Origin of the sequence: Streptomyces sp. NPDC046215, assembly GCF_040646215.1 — a bacterium.
GTDB lineage: Bacteria > Actinomycetota > Actinomycetes > Streptomycetales > Streptomycetaceae > Streptomyces > Streptomyces stramineus.
Map to the genome: position 1 here is coordinate 1 of NZ_JBEYZW010000088.1, position 16,774 is coordinate 16,774.

Annotated in this window: 13 protein-coding genes; 10 read left to right on the forward strand and 3 right to left on the reverse strand. The window is 74.8% G+C overall.

The features are described 5' to 3' along the window. Nucleotides 1-145 precede the first annotated feature (145 nt). Together ABZ951_RS27975 and ABZ951_RS27980 are read left to right on the forward strand one after the other, a co-directional pair. Nucleotides 146-2,197, forward strand: a complete 2,052-nt coding sequence (locus ABZ951_RS27975) for an endo-beta-N-acetylglucosaminidase (protein ID WP_361280977.1) — start codon at nt 146-148, stop codon at nt 2,195-2,197. A 26-nt stretch (nt 2,198-2,223) separates the two neighbouring features. After that, nucleotides 2,224-5,256 carry a glycoside hydrolase family 38 C-terminal domain-containing protein gene (locus ABZ951_RS27980; protein WP_344086862.1) on the forward strand — a complete coding sequence of 1,011 codons (3,033 nt, stop codon included), beginning with the start codon at nt 2,224-2,226 and terminating at the stop codon, nt 5,254-5,256. Between the two features lie 49 nt (nt 5,257-5,305). Here the strand turns inward: ABZ951_RS27980 and ABZ951_RS27985 are convergent, their stop codons facing one another. Beyond that, nucleotides 5,306-6,409, reverse strand: a complete 1,104-nt coding sequence (locus tag ABZ951_RS27985) for an alpha/beta hydrolase family protein (RefSeq protein ID WP_344086860.1) — start codon at nt 6,407-6,409, stop codon at nt 5,306-5,308. A gap of 49 nt (nt 6,410-6,458) precedes the next feature. On the opposite strand from ABZ951_RS27985, the gene ABZ951_RS27990 reads away from it, so the two are divergent. From ABZ951_RS27990 to ABZ951_RS28005, 4 genes are all read left to right on the forward strand, one after another. Then, nucleotides 6,459-7,055 carry a DUF1697 domain-containing protein gene (locus tag ABZ951_RS27990; RefSeq protein WP_344086858.1) on the forward strand — a complete coding sequence of 199 codons (597 nt, stop codon included), beginning with the start codon at nt 6,459-6,461 and terminating at the stop codon, nt 7,053-7,055. 89 nt (nt 7,056-7,144) lie between these two features. Further along, nucleotides 7,145-9,868: a CocE/NonD family hydrolase gene (locus ABZ951_RS27995; RefSeq protein ID WP_344086856.1), complete on the forward strand. Its 2,724-nt coding sequence runs from the start codon at nt 7,145-7,147 to the stop codon at nt 9,866-9,868. Next, the gene (locus ABZ951_RS28000) at nt 9,865-10,731 is read left to right on the forward strand and encodes an ABC transporter permease (protein WP_344086854.1); all 867 of its coding nucleotides are present in this window, start codon (nt 9,865-9,867) and stop codon (nt 10,729-10,731) included. The genes ABZ951_RS27995 and ABZ951_RS28000 overlap by 4 nt, the downstream gene beginning before the upstream one ends. A gap of 253 nt (nt 10,732-10,984) precedes the next feature. Next, nucleotides 10,985-11,461, forward strand: a complete 477-nt coding sequence (locus ABZ951_RS28005) for a DUF6083 domain-containing protein (RefSeq protein WP_344086851.1) — start codon at nt 10,985-10,987, stop codon at nt 11,459-11,461. Between the two features lie 17 nt (nt 11,462-11,478). Here the strand turns inward: ABZ951_RS28005 and ABZ951_RS28010 are convergent, their stop codons facing one another. Further along, nucleotides 11,479-12,390 (reverse strand): SDR family oxidoreductase, encoded by a 912-nt coding sequence (locus tag ABZ951_RS28010; RefSeq protein ID WP_344086848.1) that lies wholly within the window; start codon nt 12,388-12,390, stop codon nt 11,479-11,481. Between the two features lie 27 nt (nt 12,391-12,417). Next, nucleotides 12,418-13,203, reverse strand: a complete 786-nt coding sequence (locus ABZ951_RS28015) for an SDR family oxidoreductase (RefSeq protein ID WP_344086845.1) — start codon at nt 13,201-13,203, stop codon at nt 12,418-12,420. 79 nt (nt 13,204-13,282) lie between these two features. On the opposite strand from ABZ951_RS28015, the gene ABZ951_RS28020 reads away from it, so the two are divergent. From ABZ951_RS28020 to ABZ951_RS28035, 4 genes are read left to right on the forward strand one after another with little or no spacing between them, the layout of a single operon-like run. Beyond that, nucleotides 13,283-14,071, forward strand: coding sequence for an enoyl-CoA hydratase family protein (locus ABZ951_RS28020; protein ID WP_344086842.1), 789 nt, complete (start codon nt 13,283-13,285; stop codon nt 14,069-14,071). Next, complete coding sequence (locus ABZ951_RS28025) at nt 14,068-14,973, forward strand: CoA-transferase (protein WP_344086839.1); 906 nt, start codon at nt 14,068-14,070, stop codon at nt 14,971-14,973. The genes ABZ951_RS28020 and ABZ951_RS28025 overlap by 4 nt, the downstream gene beginning before the upstream one ends. A 17-nt stretch (nt 14,974-14,990) precedes the next feature. Further along, entirely contained in the window at nt 14,991-15,722 is a 732-nt protein-coding gene (locus ABZ951_RS28030) for a CoA-transferase (RefSeq protein WP_344087066.1), read from the forward strand. Then, a complete protein-coding gene (locus tag ABZ951_RS28035; protein WP_344086834.1) occupies nt 15,719-16,774 on the forward strand; it encodes a nitronate monooxygenase in 1,056 nt (351 codons plus the stop codon). Before ABZ951_RS28030 ends, ABZ951_RS28035 begins: the two co-directional genes overlap by 4 nt.

Sequence of the window (16,774 nt, forward strand, 5' to 3'; positions counted from 1 at the left end):
GTTTCGGCTGAGCTCAGCCGAAACCAGCCCGTCCGGCGTTTGAGGACGCGCCCGCAGGGCGCTCGCCGCCGCAGGCGGCAACGACGGCCCGCGGCCGAAAACCCCCGGACACACCAGGCCGGACCGAACAAAAGGGTGGACCCGTATGCAAGACAGACCCGCACGTCCCCGGCTCACGCGCCGCCGCGTCCTCGCCGCCGGCGCAACAGGCATCGCCGCTCTCACCGTGCCCGCGGCCCGGGCCGCTCCCGCCGCCGACCTCCGGCCGTACGCCTCCTACTGGTACCCCGACCGCCTCCCGCCCGGCTCGCCGGGCCCCGGGATCACCTGGCGGAGCCTGCGCACCTGGACGCCGGAGGGCGACGGCGACCTGCCGTTCAACAAGGCGACCGTGCCGCTCGCCGCCCGCTTCACTCCCCCGCCGGCGGGCACCACCGCCCGCGCCGGGCAGGCCCGGGTCTGCGCGCTCGTCTCCTTCGCCCACACCTCGGGCAACCCCTCCCAGGGCTCGGACACCGCGGACTTCTACGCGCTGACGCACTGGGCCTACCTCGACGAGCTCGTCTTCTGGGGCGGCTCCTCCGGCGAGGGGCTGATCCTGGCGCCCAACGCGCCCGTCGTGGACGCCGCCCACCGCAACGGCGTGCCCGTCCTGGGGACGGTGTTCCTGCCGCCCGCGGCGTACGGGGGGCGCCTGGAGTGGACGCGGGACCTGGTGCGGCGGGGCCCGGACGGTGGTTTCCCGCTGGCCGACCAGCTGATCCGGGTGGCCCGCGCGTACGGGTTCGACGGCTGGTTCGTCAACGCCGAGACCGGTGGCGGTGACGCCCGGCTGGCCGCGGACATGCGGGACTTCCTCGCCCACCTGCGCACGCACGGCCGGGGGCTGCGCGTCACCTGGTATGACGCGATGGCCGTCTCGGGTGACATCTCCTGGCAGAACGAGCTGAACGACCACAACGCGCCCTTCTTCCGCGCCGCCGACTCGATGTTCCTCAACTTCAACTGGACCCGCTCCGGCCTCCTCGCGTCGGGGCAGCGCGCCACGGCCCTGGGGCGCGGCCCCTACGAGCTGTGGGCGGGAGTGGACGTCGAGGCGAACGGCTGGGACACACGGGTCGACTGGGACGCGGTGGTCCCGGCGGACGGCCCGCACCGCGTCTCGTACAGCTTCTACCGGCCGGAGTGGACGTGGCGGAGCCTGCCCGAGGGCGGCCGCGACCCGGGGGCCTTCCACGCGCGCGACGACCGCTTCTGGTCCGGGGCCGCGCTGGACCCGGCCGCGCCGCCCACCGGCCCGTGGCGGCCGCCGGCCGCGGCCGTCGCGGACCGCTCCACGCTCACCGGCCTGCCGTTCGCGACGACCTTCAACACCGGACACGGCACGGCCTGGTACGAGCGGGGCCGGCGCGCCTCGGACGCCGCCTGGAACCACCTGGGGCTCCAGGACCGGCTGCCGGGCCGCCGCTGGACGCTGCGCACCGCCGGTCCGCGGCCGCGGGTCGCGTTCGACTTCTCTGACGCCTGGCGGGGCGGCAGCAGCCTCCTGGTGGACAGCGTGGACAACGGGGCCGGCGCGCCGGTCACCGTCGAGCTGTACACGGCCCGGCTGCCGCTGTCGGAGGCGACGGTGGTGGACCTCGCGCACCGCACCGACCCCGGCTCGGCGGGGGTGCGGGTGGAGCTAGCGGTGGCCCTGGAACCGGGCCGCTTCACCTACCTGCCGGCCGGAGAGCTGCCGGCGGGCGGGCAGGGCTGGTCCACGGTGACGCTGCGGCCCGGGGCCCTGGCGCGCGCCGGTACGGTCCACGCCCTGGGCGTCCGGCTGACCGCGCCCGACGGCGGCGCGGTCCGCTGGCGGCTGGGCGGCCTCGCGGTGCGGGACGGCGTGCCGCCCGTCCCCGCGCGCCCGGGCCCGGTGCGCGTGACCGCTTCCCGCACGGACGCCGGCGGGACGGCGGCGCTGCGCCTGGCCTGGGCCCCGGCGGCGCGCCGCCTCGGGCCCGTCCGCCACTACGAGCTGCACCAGGTGCTGCCCGACGGCGGCCGCCGCTTCCTCGGCGGCACGTGTGGGCATGCCTACTACGTCGCGGGCCTGCGCCGTGAGGCCGCGGAGGAGACCACGCGCGTCGAAGTGCGCGCCGTGGACGAGCTGTACGCCTCCTCGGCACCCGCTTCGGTCATCTTCCGCTGGTAGCCCCTTCGTCGTGAGGACACGGATCGATGCACAACGACCGCACGATCACCGAAGCCCGTCTGAAGCGGGTGCTGGACGAACGCGTCCGGCCGGCCGTGTACCCCGTCTCGGTGCCCCTGGAGGTGTCCGTGTGGGACGCCCCGGGTGAACCCGTGCCGGTGGCGGAGGGCCTGGCCGCCCCGCGGCGGCCCGTGGAGCCGGGCGCCCCGTGGGGCCCGCCGTGGGGGACGAGCTGGTTCACCGTGGCGGGCACCGTGCCCCGGGAGTGGGCCGGGCGGACGGTGGAGGCCCTGCTCGACCTCGGCTTCGACGAGAACATGCCCGGCTTCCAGTGCGAGGGGCTCGTCTACCGGCCGGACGCCTCGCCCGTGAAGGGGCTCAACCCCCGTAACCAGTGGGTGCGGATCGCCGAGAGCGCGTCCGGCGGGGAGCAGGTGCTGCTGCACGTCGAGGCGTCGTCCAACCCGGTGATCCTCGACTACCACCCCTTCGTGCCGACGGAGCTGGGCGACCGGGAGACCGCGGACGCGGCTCCCCGCTACCGGCTGGGCCGGATGGACCTGGCCGTCTTCGACCGCCCGGTGTGGGAGCTGGTGCAGGATCTGGAGGTGCTGGGCGAGCTGATGGCCGAGCTGCCGGAGGACTCCCCGCGGCGCTGGGAGATCCTCCGGGCGGTCGAACGGGCCCTGGACGCGGTCGATCTTCAGGACGTCGGGCGGACGGCGGAGCGGGCCCGCCGGGAGCTGGCGGGGGTGCTGTCCGCGCCCGCCCACGCCTCGGCGCACCGGCTCAGCGCGGTCGGGCACGCGCACATCGACTCGGCGTGGCTGTGGCCGCTGCGGGAGACGGTGCGCAAGGTGGCGCGTACGACGTCGAACATGACGGCGCTGCTGGAGGACGAGCCGGAGTTCGTCTACGCCATGTCGCAGGCCCAGCAGTTCGCGTGGATCAAGGAGCACCGGCCCGAGGTGTACGCGCGGGTGAAGAAGGCCGTCGCGGAGGGCCGCTTCGTGCCGGTGGGCGGGATGTGGGTGGAATCTGACACGAACATGCCCGGGTCGGAGGCGCTCGCGCGGCAGTTCGTGCACGGGAAGCGGTTCTTCCTGGAGGAGTTCGGGATCGAGACGGAGGAGGTGTGGCTGCCGGACTCCTTCGGCTACTCGGTGGCCCTTCCGCAGCTGGTGAGGCTGTCGGGTTCGAAGTGGTTCCTGACGCAGAAGATCTCCTGGAGCCGGACGAACAAGTTCCCGCACCACACGTTCTGGTGGGAGGGCCTGGACGGCACCCGGGTCTTCACGCACTTCCCGCCGATCGACACCTACAACTCCCAGCTGTCGGGCCGGGAGGTGGCGCACGCGGTCCGCAACTTCCAGGAGAAGGGCGGCGCCACCCGCTCGCTCGCCCCGACCGGCTGGGGGGACGGCGGCGGGGGCACGACCCGCGAGATGCTGGCCCGGGCGCGGCGGCTGGCGGACCTGGAGGGCTCGGCCCGGGTCGGCTTCGAGAAGCCGTCGGCGTTCTTCGAGAAGGCGCAAGCGGAGTACGGGCACGCCCCGGTGTGGGCGGGTGAGCTGTATCTGGAGCTGCACCGCGCCACGCTCACGAGCCAGGCGCGGACGAAGCGGGGCAACCGCCGGTCGGAGCACCTGCTGCGGGAGGCGGAGCTGTGGGCGGCGACGGCGGCGGTGCGCACCGGATTCCCCTACCCGTACGAGGCGCTGGACCGGCTGTGGAAGACAGTGCTGCTGCACCAGTTCCACGACATCCTGCCGGGCACGTCGATCGCGTGGGTGCACCGGGAGGCGGCGCAGACGTACGCGCGGGTGGCGGCGGAGCTGGAGGAGATCGTCGGGGGTGCGACGGCGGCGCTGGCCGGTGACGGCACGGGCGGGGGCACGGTGGTCTTCAACGCGGCGCCGCACGGGCGGGGCGGAGCGGCGGCGCACGGCGCCGTCGTGGCGCGGCCGGCCGCCGAGCACTCCGGGCAGGTGGTGGCCCGCCCGCGCGAGGGCGGTGGCTTCACCCTCGGGAACGCGTGGCTGCGGGTCGAGGTGGACGGGCGGGGACTCGTCGTCTCCGTCTACGACCTGGAGGCGGATCGGGAGACTCTCGCCCCGGGCGCGGCGGCCAATCTGCTGCAGCTGCACCCGGACTTCCCCAACATGTGGGACGCCTGGGACGTCGACCACTTCTACCGGAACACGGTCACCGACCTGACGGACGTCGAGACTCTGGAGCTGACCGACGGCGGGGTCGTGCGGGTGGTGCGGGCCTTCGGGGCCTCGCGGGTCGAGCAGCGCATCTCGCTCCCGTCGAACATGAGGCGCCTGGACCTGGAGACGGAAGTCGACTGGCACGAGACGGAGAAGTTCCTCAAGGCCGCCTTCCCGCTGGACCTCCATACGGACCGGGTGGCCGCAGAGACCCAGTTCGGGCACCTCTACCGCCCCACGCACACCAACACCAGCTGGGACGCGGCGAAGTTCGAGGCGTGCGCGCACCGGTTCGTGCACCTGGAGGAGCCGGGCTGGGGAGTGGCCGTCGTCAACGACTCGACGTACGGCTACGACGTGACGCGGTCGGTGCGCGAGGGCGGTCCGGGGACGACGACCACGGTCCGGCTGTCCCTGCTGCGGGCGCCGCGGTTCCCCGACCCGCGCACCGACCAGGGCACGCACCGCTTCCGGTACGCGCTGGTGCCGAACGCGTCGGTGGGGGACGCGGTGCGCGAGGGGTACCGCATCAACCTGCCGGAGCGGCGGGTGCCCGGTGACACCGGGGTGCGGCCGCTGGTGGAGGTGGCCGGGGAGAACGGGGAGGCCGTCGTCGTCTCGGCGGTCAAGCTGGCGGACGACGGCAGCGGTGACGTCGTCGTCCGGCTGTACGAGTCGCTCGGCGGGCGGGCCCGCGCCCGGCTGGAGGCGGGGTTCGCGGTGGCGGCGGCGTCGGGGTGTGACCTGCTGGAGCGGCCGGGCTCCGCCGTGGCAGTCGAGGACGGCCGGATCCTCCTGGCTCTGCGGCCGTTCGAGATCGTCACCCTGCGGCTGAGCCGCGCGTGAGGGCCGTGGGAGGAGCACGGAACTCGCGCTCCTCCCCCGCCCGGCGGCGTCAGGCGCCGATCGCCCTCATCAGCATGGGGTAGGAGACGACGAGCTCGCGTTCCCAGTACGGCCAGGTGTGGATGCCCGTGGAGGCGCACACGGTGGCCGGGATGCCGAGCTTCTTCAGCTTCGCCCGCAGCTGTCCGTTCATGCCGAAGATGGTGCGTTCGACGAGCTCGGGGCCGTGTGCGGCCGGGTCGTTGCAGCGGGAGGCGGGGGCCGGCGGGTCGCCCCACTTCCAGCCGGGGCCGGTGTCGGTGCCGTTGGCGTAGAAGAGGTGGAGCGGGATGCCCTTGAGTCCGGCCGCCTGGTGGAGGGAGCTGTTCCGCTCCCAGAGCCACCGCTGCCGCACGTCCTTGGGGTCGGTGGTGTCGAAGGGGTACCCGGGCTCGCCCCAGATCCGCTTCCAGTCCGTCAGGCAGACGAGGCCCCCGCCGACCTTGACCGCGTCGGGGCCGTGCGGGCCGCCGTCCGGTGACCGGTAGAGGGGGTTGACGTAGCCGCTGTAGGAGGCGGCCGCGCGGAAGGCCCCCGGGTGCTTCGCGGTGAGCGTCAGGGCGCCGTGGCCGCCCATCGACAGCCCGCCGACGGCGGCCCGGCGGGGGTCGGCCCGGTACTCGCGCTCCAGCAGGGGCCGCAGTTCGTCCATGAGGTAGGTCTCCCACGCGGGGGCGCCCCACCGGCCGTGGTTGTGCCAGTCGCTGTAGTTGCTGCAGCCGCTCGTCTCCGGCAGGACGACGACGGCGTCCCGCGCGGCGGCGAGCTCCTCGATGTGGGTGTTGCGGGTCCAGTCGGTGTGGTTGCCTCCGCCGCCGTGGAGCATCCACAGCGTGGGCCAAGTCCGGGACGTGTTCTTCGTCCAGCCCTTGGGAAGCAGGAGCCGCACCCACTTGGACGGTGCGTCGAGGGAGGGCGAGGAGACCGCGACGTCGAGCATCCGGTCACCGGCCCGTACTTCCCTGACGACACGGGCGGGACCGGCCGCGGCGGCCGGGTCGGCGGCCGTGGCCGCCCCCGTCGCCGCGGCCGGGAACAGCAGCCCGAGCACGGCGAGGGCCCACCCGGCCCGCGCCCTGCCCCCGAGTCTTCTGCGCCACGCCTTGTGCACCATGCGAATCGCCCCTCACTTCGGAGATGGGCGGGCATATTACGGTGAGGGAATGACGACATTCGTGGCGCTGTTGCGCGGCATCAACGTGGGCGGCAAGCAGCGCGTTCCCATGGGGACCCTGCGCGAGTTGCTGGCCGACTTGGGCTGTGACGCGGTGCGTACGCACCTGAACAGCGGAAACGCCGTCTTCACCCATCGGGGCGCGGGGGCGGGGCAGCTGGCCGACGGACTGGCGGAGGCGATCAGCCGTGAGCTGGGGCTGTCCGTGAGCTGCCTGGTCCGCACCGCGGGTGACATGCGCCGCGTGGTTGACGCCAACCCGTTCGCCGGACAGGAGATCGACCCGTCGCGTTTCCTGGTGACGTTCCTCGCCGCCCCCGCGGACCCGGCCACCGTCGCGGGCATCGACCCGGCGGCGTACGCGCCCGAGGCGTTCGCGCTGGGCGAGCGCGAGCTGTACCTGCACTGCGCGAACGGCATCCGGGACTCCCGGCTGGCGAAGGTCCTCACGGAGCGCCGGCTGGGCGTGGTGGGCACCGCCCGCAACTGGAACACGGTCACCCGCCTTGCGGAGATGGCGGGCGAAACGGATCCGGTGGGCCGGGTGGCGGATCGTGGGGATGCACCACCGCTGCGCGGCGCCTGAGAACGCGCCCGCAGGGTGCTCGCCGCCGCGGGCGGCAAAACGGCAGGCCCGCAGCCGAAGGCCCGCCGGGCACGCCCTAGCATGCGGACATGAAGCTGCGTTTCCCCCGCTCCCGCGGGCGCCGGCTGCTCGCCGCCACAGCCGCTGTCGCGGTGCTCGCCGGCGCGGGCACCGCGGCCGTGGCCGCGGCCGCCGACGGCGATCCGCCCGTCCACCGCGAGGACCGGTATCTGCCGATGCCCGTGTCGCCCGGCGCGAAGAAGGACGGCGTGCGCGTCGACACGTCCTTCTTCACCGCCGGGGGCGGTGGGCGCAGGCCGGCCGTCCTGCTGGCGCACGGCTTCGGCGGCAGCAAGGACGACCTGCGCGAGCAGGCAGAGGAGCTGGCGCGGTCGGGCTACGCGGTGCTGACGTGGTCGGCGCGCGGCTTCGGGCGCTCGTCGGGCCGGATCGGCCTCAACGACCCCGACCGCGAGGTCGCCGACGTGAGCCGGCTGATCGACTGGCTCGCCGCGCGCCCGGAGGTGCGCCTGGACGCCTCGGGCGACCCCCGGGTCGGGATCGCGGGCGCCTCGTACGGCGGCGCGGTGGCCCTGCTCGCGGCCGGGCACGACAAGCGCGTCGACGCCATCGCCCCACAGATCACGTACTGGAACCTCGCCGACGCGCTGTTCCCGAACGACGTGTTCAAGAAGCTGTGGGCCGGCATCTTCTTCACCACCGGTTCGGCGGGGAGCGCGACCGGCGCCCGGCCCGGCGCGCCCGCCCTGCCCGCGCCGTCCGCCCCGTCCCCCGCCACGGCGTCCGGCTGCGGCCGGTTCGAGGCGTCGCTGTGCGCGATGTACGAGCGGGTGGCCGTCGCCGGGAAGCCGGACGCTCAGGCGCGTGAACTGCTGGAGCGCCGCAGCCCCTCCGCCGTCGCCGACCGCATCAAGGTGCCCGCCCTCCTCGTGCAGGGACAGAGCGACTCGCTCTTCCCCCTCGACCAGTCGGACGCCGCCGCCCGGGCCGTCGGGCGCAACGGCGCGCCCGTCTCCGTCGACTGGATCGCGGGCGGCCACGACAGCGGCGTCGGCGAGAGCGACCGCGTCGAGCGGCGCACGCGCGCCTGGTTCGACCGCTACCTCAAGGACGACGGGGAGGCGGGGACCGGGCCCGCGTTCCGGGTCAGCAGGACCGGGGGCATCGACACCACCGACGGCAAGGCCCGGCTGCGCGGCGCGAGCGGCGAGCGCTACCCCGGGCTGCGGCACGACACCCGGCCGGTGCCCCTGGCCGGGCGCCCGCAGTCGTTCGGCAACCCGGCGGGCGGGGCGCCGCCCGCGATTTCCGCGGTGCCCGGGGTCGGGGCCGTCTCGCAGCTGTCGGGGCTCGGGCTCGGGTTGTCGCTGGACTTCCCCGGCCAGCACGCCCGTTTCGACTCCGCGAAGCTCACCGAGGGCATCCGCGTCACCGGCTCCCCCACCGTGAAGGTGAAGGTCGCCTCGGACACCGGTGAGGCCGTCCTGTTCGCCAAGGTCTACGACATCGGGCCGAAGGGACAGCAGGTGCTGCCCGGGCAGCTGGTGACCCCGGTGCGCGTCGAGGGCGCCAAGGGCGGCCGGACCGTGGAGGTGACGCTGCCCGCCATCGACCACACCTTCGAGTCCGGGCACCGGATGGGGCTGGTCCTCTCCGCCACCGACCTGGGGTACGCCTCGCCGGTCCGGCCGGCTTCGTACACCGTGGCGCTGGAGGGGGGCCTGAGCGTGCCGACCGCGCCCGGGGTGCGGACCGCTTCCGCCGCGCTGCCCTGGTGGGCCTGGGGCCTGCCCCTGGCCGGCCTGGCCGTCGCGGCCGGAGTGCTCCTGACCGGGCGGCGGCGCACCACCGCGCCCGCTCCCGACCCGGCGCTCGCCGGGGTGCCGCTGCAGATCACGGGGCTGAGCAAGCGGTACGCCAAGTCCGCCGACCGGTACGCGGTGCGCGAGCTGTCCTTCCGGGTCGAACGCGGCCAGGTGCTGGGGCTGCTCGGCCCGAACGGCGCGGGCAAGACCACGACGCTGCGCATGCTCATGGGCCTGATCCGCCCGGACGGCGGCGAGGTGCGGGTCTTCGGGCACGCGATCCGGCCGGGGGCGCCGGTACTGTCGCGGGTCGGCGCGTTCGTGGAGGGGGCGGGGTTCCTGCCGCACCTGTCCGGCCGGGCCAACCTCGACCTGTACTGGCAGGCGACCGGCCGGCCCGCCGGGGACGCGCACATCGACGAGGCCCTGGAGATCGCCGGGCTGGGCTCCGCGCTGGAGCGCGCCGTGCGGACGTATTCGCAGGGCATGCGGCAGCGGCTCGCCATCGCCCAGGCCATGCTGGGGCTGCCGGACCTGCTGATCCTCGACGAGCCGACCAACGGTCTCGACCCGCCGCAGATCCGCGAGATGCGCGAGGTGATGATCCGGTACGCGGCCGCCGGCCGCACCGTCATCGTCTCCAGCCATCTGCTCTCCGAGGTCGAGCAGAGCTGTACGCACCTGGTGGTGATGGACCGCGGGCAGCTGGTGACCGCCGGGCCGGTCGCGGACATCGTGGGCTCCGGCGACACCCTGCTCGTGGGCGTCGAAGGCACGCTCTCCGAGCCGGTGGTGGAGAAGGTGGCGGCGCTGCCCGGTGTCGTCTCCGCCGTGCGCGCGGACGAGGGGCTGCTGCTGCGGCTCGACGGGCTGAGCGCGCCGGAGTTGCTGGTGGAGCTCGTCAGGCTGGAGGTTCCGGTGGCGCGCGTGGGTCCGCACCGCCGCCTGGAGGACGCGTTCCTGACCCTGATCGGAGGTCCCGCATGAGCACCGAGGTGACGATGGCGGCGGAGTCCGCGCCGGGGTACCGCGCGCGGCACACGCTGCCGCTGCGGGTGGAGGCGATGCGGCAGTTGCGCAGGCGGCGCACGCTGGTGGTCGGGGCGGTGCTCGCGGTCCTGCCGTTCGTGCTGATCGCGGCCTTCGCGATCGGCGGGCAGCCGAGCGGCCGGGACGACCGCATCACGCTGATCGACACGGCCACCGCCTCCGGGGTGAACTTCGCGGCGACGTGCCTGTTCGTCTCGGCGGGCTTCCTGCTCGTGGTGCCGGTGGCCCTGTTCTGCGGGGACACGGTGGCGTCCGAGGCGAGCTGGGCGTCCCTGCGCTACCTGCTGGCGGCGCCGGTGCCGCGGTCCCGGCTGCTGCTGAGCAAGCTGACGGTGGCGCTGGGGTTCAGCGCGGCGGCGATGGTGCTGCTCCCCGTGGTGGCCCTGGCCGCCGGCACGGCCGCGTACGGCTGGGGGGACCTGCAGATCCCCACGGGGGGCGCGCTGCCGGGCGACACGGCCGTGGTGCGGCTCGTGGTCGTGGTCGCGTTCATCTTCGTCGGGCAGTTGGTGACGGCGGGGCTGGCGTTCTGGCTGTCGACGGTCACGGACGCGCCGCTGGGCGCGGTGGGCGGTGCGGTGGGGCTGACCATCGTGGGCAACGTGCTGGACGCGGTCACCGCGCTCGGCGACTGGCGCGACTTCCTGCCGGCGCACTGGCAGTTCGCGTGGGCGGACGCGCTCCAGCCGCACTTGGAGTGGGGCGGCATGCTCAAGGGCTCGGCGGTGTCGGTGGCGTACGCGCTGGTGCTGTTCGCCCTGGCGTTCCGGCACTTCCGGGGGAAGGACGTGGTGTCCTGAAGGGGGTGGGGCGGCGGAGGGCGGCCCCCCGGCCGTAGCGGCCGAGCGGTCGTAGCGGTCGTAGCGGTCGTGCGTGCTTAGCCGTTTGTCGGCGTGTCCGGCAAGGCCGCGTCGTCGGCCGTCGTCCCTGGGCGCGAGCGGGGCCGGTGACGACCCTCAAGGTCTTTGCCGGCCCAGCCGCACCGTGCGGCATCGGGGTTTACGGCCTGCCGGGCCCTCGTCGGGCCCGCCGGAAGCCCGCAGGCTCATACCTATGGGGGACCTCCACGAACCGCCGGTCTGCCGCTCCTGCGGGGCCACCGGCGGCACCGTCTGCGACCGGGGGCTGCCCTCCGGGCCGCTCTGCGACCCCTGCTTCGCCGAGGAGGTCCTCACCACCGACGAGAGGCAGGCGATCGAGGAAGGTGCCACCGCTCTCGCGCCCCCGGCGCCGCCGAGCTGCCTCCGGTGCGGCACCCCGCGGGACCGGTGCGAGACCGGGTACGGGCACTACCTCCTCCTCGAACCCGGCCCCGCGCTCCCCGTCGCCGTCGTCCCCGTCGGACACCGGTGGTTCATCGCGGGAGACGGCCGCGCCGTCAACTGGACCGGTGCGCGGCCTCTCGCCCGGCACTGCCGCGTCGCCCACCGGCACGTGTGCGGCCACCGGCCGCACCCCGAGCTCCTGGCGCCGGTCTTCACCGCCCTCTGGCTGCACAACCGGGCCGTCGCCGGCCTGCCCCTCGACTGACGTCCCCCACCGTGCCGTCACCGCCCCGCCCCGTACACCGGTCGCGGCGGCCGCAGGTCCGGGAGCATGTTACGGACCGCCGTGCCGGCCTCCGCCGGGGTCCAGCGGGCTCCCTTGTCGGCCGTCGGGCCGGGGTGCCAGCCCTCCATCAGCGTGATGCGCCCGCCTTCCGCTTCGAAGACGTGGCCGCTGACGCCGTGCGAGTCCGCCGACGCGAGCCACACCACCAGCGGGGAGACGTTGTCGGGGGCCATGGCGTCGAAGCCGGCCGCCGGAGAGGCCATGGCGTCGCGGTGGGTCCATTCGGTCATCCGGGTGCGGGCGGCCGGGGCCACGGCGTTGACCTGGACGCCGTAGCGGCCGAGTTCGGCCGCGGCGACGAGCGTGAGGCCGAGGATCCCGGCCTTGGCGGCAGCGTAGTTGCCCTGTCCGACGCTGCCGTGCAGCCCGGCGCCGGAGGTGGTGTTGACGATGCGCGCCCGGGGCGTGCGGCCGGCCTTGGCCTCGGCGCGCCAGTGCGCACCGGCGTGTTTGAGCGGCAGGAAGTGGCCGGTGAGGTGCACGCGGACGACGGCGTCCCAGTCGTCCTCATCGAGGTTGAGGAGCATCCGGTCGCGCAGGAAGCCGGCGTTGTTGACGAGGGCGTCGAGGCGCCCGTAGGTGTCGAGGGCGAGGGCCACCAAGGAGGCCGCGCCCCGGGAGGTGGCGATGTCGCCGGTGTGGGCGACGGCCTCGCCGCCGCGCGCCGTGATCTCGTCGGTGACCTGCTGGGCGGGGCTCGCGGAGCCGCCCGCGCCGCCGGGGTCCACGCCGAGGTCGTTGACGACGACCTGGGCGCCCGCCGCGGCCAGCGCGAACGCGTGGGCCCGGCCGAGGCCGCGGCCCGCTCCCGTGACGACCGCGACGCGCCCGGCACAGATTCCCGTCATGTCAGTACTCCCGCTGGGTGGAACATGTCAGCACTCCTCCTGGGTGGACGGGGCGTTGGACGCGCCGAGGAAGGCCGGGCGTTCCCCGCCGCCGTGGACGAGCAGGCTGGCGCCGGTGATGTACGCGGCCCGCTCCGAGGCGAGGAAGACGGCGGCCTCCCCGATCTCGCCGGGCTCGGCGAGGCGGCCCGCGGGCACGGTGCGGGCGACGGCGGCGACGCCGTCCGCGTCGCCGTAGTGGAGGTGGGCGGACTCGGTGCGCACCATGCCGAGGACGAGGGTGTTCACCCGGATCGCGGGGGCCCATTCGACGGCCATGGTGCGGGCGAGGTTCTCCAGGCCGGCCTTGGCGGCGCCGTAGGCGGCGGTGCCGGGCGAGGGCCGGGTGCCGCTCACGCTGCCGATCATCAGGATGCTGCCGCCCGTGTCCTGTGCGCGCATGACGCGGTGGGCGGCGAGCGAGGCCGTCAGCGGTGCGGTGAGGTTGAGGTCGAGCACCCGCGCGTGCCGGTCCGCGTCCGCGGCACCGAGGAGGCGGAACGGCGTGCCGCCCGCGTTGTTCACCAGGACGTCCAACGCCCCGTGCTCGGCCGCCACTTGCGCGATGAACGCCTCCGTGGCACCGGGGTCGCGCAGGTCGGCGGCGAGGAACCGCGCGGTGCGCCCCCCTGCCGTGACCGGCCGCTCCGGGGGCCGGCGGGCGCAGACGACCACCCGGGCCCCGGAGCGCAGGAACGCCCGTGCGATGCCCGCTCCGACGCCGCGCGTGCCGCCCGTGACGACGGCGACGGGCGGGGTTCCGGCACTGCCCACTGTGCACCTCCCGTGGTGGCGGTTCCGCTGCTACCTTTCCACCTAACAAACGTTAGGTGGAAAGGTAGCTGATCCCCTGATGGGTGTCTCCACCGCACGGCCCGAGGCGGGCGTCGCCGTCGTCACCGTGGACTTCCCGCCGGTCAACGCCCTCCCGGTGCAGGGCTGGTACGACCTCGCGGAGGCCGTGCGCGCGGCCGGCGCGGACCCCGGGGTCCGCTGTACGGTCCTCGCCGCCACCGGGCGCGGCTTCAACGCCGGGGTCGACATCAAGGAGATCCAGCGCACCCCCGGGCACACGGCCCTCATCGGCGCCAACCACGGCTGCGCCGCGGCGTTCTCGGCCGTCTACGACTGCCCGGTGCCGGTCGTCGCCGCCGTGCACGGCTTCTGCCTCGGCGGGGGCATCGGCCTGGTCGGCAACGCGGACGCCGTCGTCGCGGCCGACAACGCCACGTTCGGCCTGCCGGAGCTGGACCGCGGCGCGCTGGGCGCCGCCACCCACCTGGCCCGGCTCGTGCCCCAGCACCTGATGCGCACCCTGTACTACACCTCGCGGACGGTCACGGCGCAGGAGCTCCACCGGCACGGCTCGGTCTGGCGGGTCGTCCCGCTGCGCGAACTGACGCGTGCGGCCATGGAGTTGGCGCGGGAGATCGCCGCCAAGGACGGGTCGCTGCTCCGGCTGGCCAAGGCCGCGCTCAACGGCATCGACCCCGTCGACGTCCGCCGCAGCTACCGCTACGAGCAGGGCTTCACCTTCGAAGCCGGCCTGAGCGGCGTCTCCGACCGGCACCGCGACGCGTTCGTCGCGGCCCGGACCCGGCCCGAGCCCCCCGAGGAGCCCTCCATGGAGCGGGAGTCATGAGCGCCGACAAGAGGATGACCGCGGACGAGGCCGTCGCCCGGCTGGAGAGCGGCATGACGCTCGGCATCGGCGGCTGGGGCTCCCGGCGCAAGCCCATGGCCCTCGTCCGGGCCCTGCTGCGCTCGGACGTCACCGATCTGACGGTGGTCTCCTACGGCGGCCCGGACGTGGGGCTGCTCGCGGCCGCGGGCCGCATCCGCAGGCTCGTCACGGCCTTCGTCACCCTCGACTCGATCCCCCTCGAACCGCACTTCCGGGCGGCCCGGCAGCGGGGCGGCTTCGAGCTGACGGAGCTGGACGAGGCGATGTTCATGTGGGGACTGACGGCGGCGGCGCACCGGCTGCCGTTCATGCCCGTGCGGGCGGGGCTCGGCTCGGACGTGATGAGCGTCAACCCCGGCCTGCGGACGGTCGTCTCACCGTACGAGGACGGCGAGGAGTTCGTCGCCGTGCCGGCGCTCACGCTGGACGCGGCGCTGGTCCACCTCAACCGGGCCGACGCGCACGGCAACGCCCAGTACCTGGGCCCGGACCCGTACTTCGACGATCTCTTCTGCGAGGCCGCCCGGGAGGCGTACGTGTCCTGCGAACGCGTCGTCGGCACCGCGGAGTTCGCCGCCGCCGGGGGGCCGCAGACCCTGCTCGTGCAGCGGCACTGCGTCAACGGGGTCGTCGAGGCGCCGGGCGGGGCCCACTTCACGTCGTGCGTGCCGGACTACGACCGGGACGAGGCGTTCCAGGCCGCGTACGCGGAGGCCGCCGCCGACCCGGCGGCGTGGGCCGCGTTCACGGGCCGCTTCCTGTCCGGCGACGAGGACGCCTACCGGGCCGCCGTCGCGGGCTTCTCCCACCAGGCGTCCGACGATACGCCCGAAGCCGCCGGACGCGGGGGAACGCAGTGAAGGCCGGCCGGGCCGAGATGTGCGCGGTGGCGTGCGCGGAGGCGTGGCGCGGCGACGGCGAGATCCTCGCGAGTCCGATGGGCGTGCTGCCCACCATCGGCGCGCGGCTGGCGAAGCTCACCTTCTCCCCCGACCTGCTGCTGACGGACGGGGAGGCCCTGCTGACGGCCGACGTCCCGGCCCTGGCGGCGCGGGCCGGGGTCGTCGAGGGGTGGCTGCCGTACCGCCGGCACCTCGCCCTGGTGACGGGTGGCAGACGGCACGTGATGATGGGCGCGAGCCAGCTCGACCGGCACGGCAACCAGAACATCTCCTGCATCGGCGACTGGAAACAGCCCTCCCGTCAGCTGCTCGGCGTGCGCGGCGCGCCCGCCAACACGCTGAACCACCCGACCAGTTACTGGATTCCCCGGCACTCACCGCGCGTCCTGGTGGAACGGGTCGACATGGTCTGCGGTGTCGGCTACGACCGGGCGGCGGCCGCGGGGCCCTCCGCGACGCGCTTCCACCGCATCCCGCGCGTCGTCACCGACCTGGCCGTCCTCGACTTCGAGACGCCGGACCGCACGATGCGGGTCCGCTCCCTGCACCCCGGCGTCACCGCCGCGGAGCTGCGGGCGGCGACGGGTTTCGCCCTGCGCGTGCCCGACGACGTGCCGGCCACCCGCGCCCCGACGGCCGAGGAGCTGCGCCTGATCCGCGGGGTGATCGACCCGGCGGGCCTGCGGGAGAGGGAGGTCCGGCCGTGAGGACCGCCTTCACCGAGCTGGTCGGCGTGCGGCACCCCGTCGTCCAGACGGGCATGGGCTGGGTCGCGGGGCCCCGCCTGGTCTCGGCGGCGGCGAACGCGGGGGCGCTCGGCGTCCTGGCCTCCGCGACGATGACGCCCGGTCAGCTGCGGGCCGCGATCCGGGAGGTGCGCTCGCGCACGGACCGGCCCTTCGGCGTCAACCTCCGCGCGGACGCGCATGACGCCGCCGAGCGCACCGGCATCCTCATCGAGGAAGGCGTGCGGGTCGCCTCCTTCGCGCTGGCGCCCTCCGCCGCGCTGATCGGCCGTCTGAAGGACGCCGGTGTCGTCGTCATCCCGTCCGTCGGCGCGCGGCGCCACGCGGAGAAGGTCGCGGCGTGGGGCGCGGACGCGGTCGTGGTGCAGGGCGGCGAGGGCGGTGGGCACACGGGCGAGGTCGCGACGACCGTGCTGCTGCCGCAGGTGGTGGACGCGGTGGACATCCCCGTCGTCGCGGCGGGCGGCTTCCACGACGGCCGGGGGCTGGTGGCGGCGCTCGCGTACGGCGCCGCCGGCATCGCCATGGGCACCCGGTTCCTGCTGACCTCCGACAGCACCGTGCCGGCGGCGGTGAAGGCCGCCTACCTCGCGGCGTCGGTCCGGGACGTGACGGTGACGGCGAAGGTCGACGGGCTGCCGCACCGGATGCTGCGGACGCCGTTCGTCTCCGGGCTGGAGCGGGCGGGGCGGGCCGGCACGCTCGTCAGGGCGCTGCGGCACGCGGCGGCGTTCCGGGCGGTGTCCGGTCTCGGCTGGACGGCGATGCTGCGGGACGGGCTGGCCCTGCGGCACGGCCGGAACCTGACGTGGAGTCAGGTGCTGCTGGCGGCCAGTACCCCGATGCTCCTGAAGGCGGCGATGGTGGACGGCCGGACGGATGCGGGGGTGATGGCGTCCGGGCAGGTCGCGGGCGTCATCGACGACCTGCCGAGCTGTGCCGAGCTGGTGGAGCGGGTGATGGCCGAGGCGGCGGAGGTGCTGGCCGCGCTCGGGGAGGAGCCGGTGGCGTGA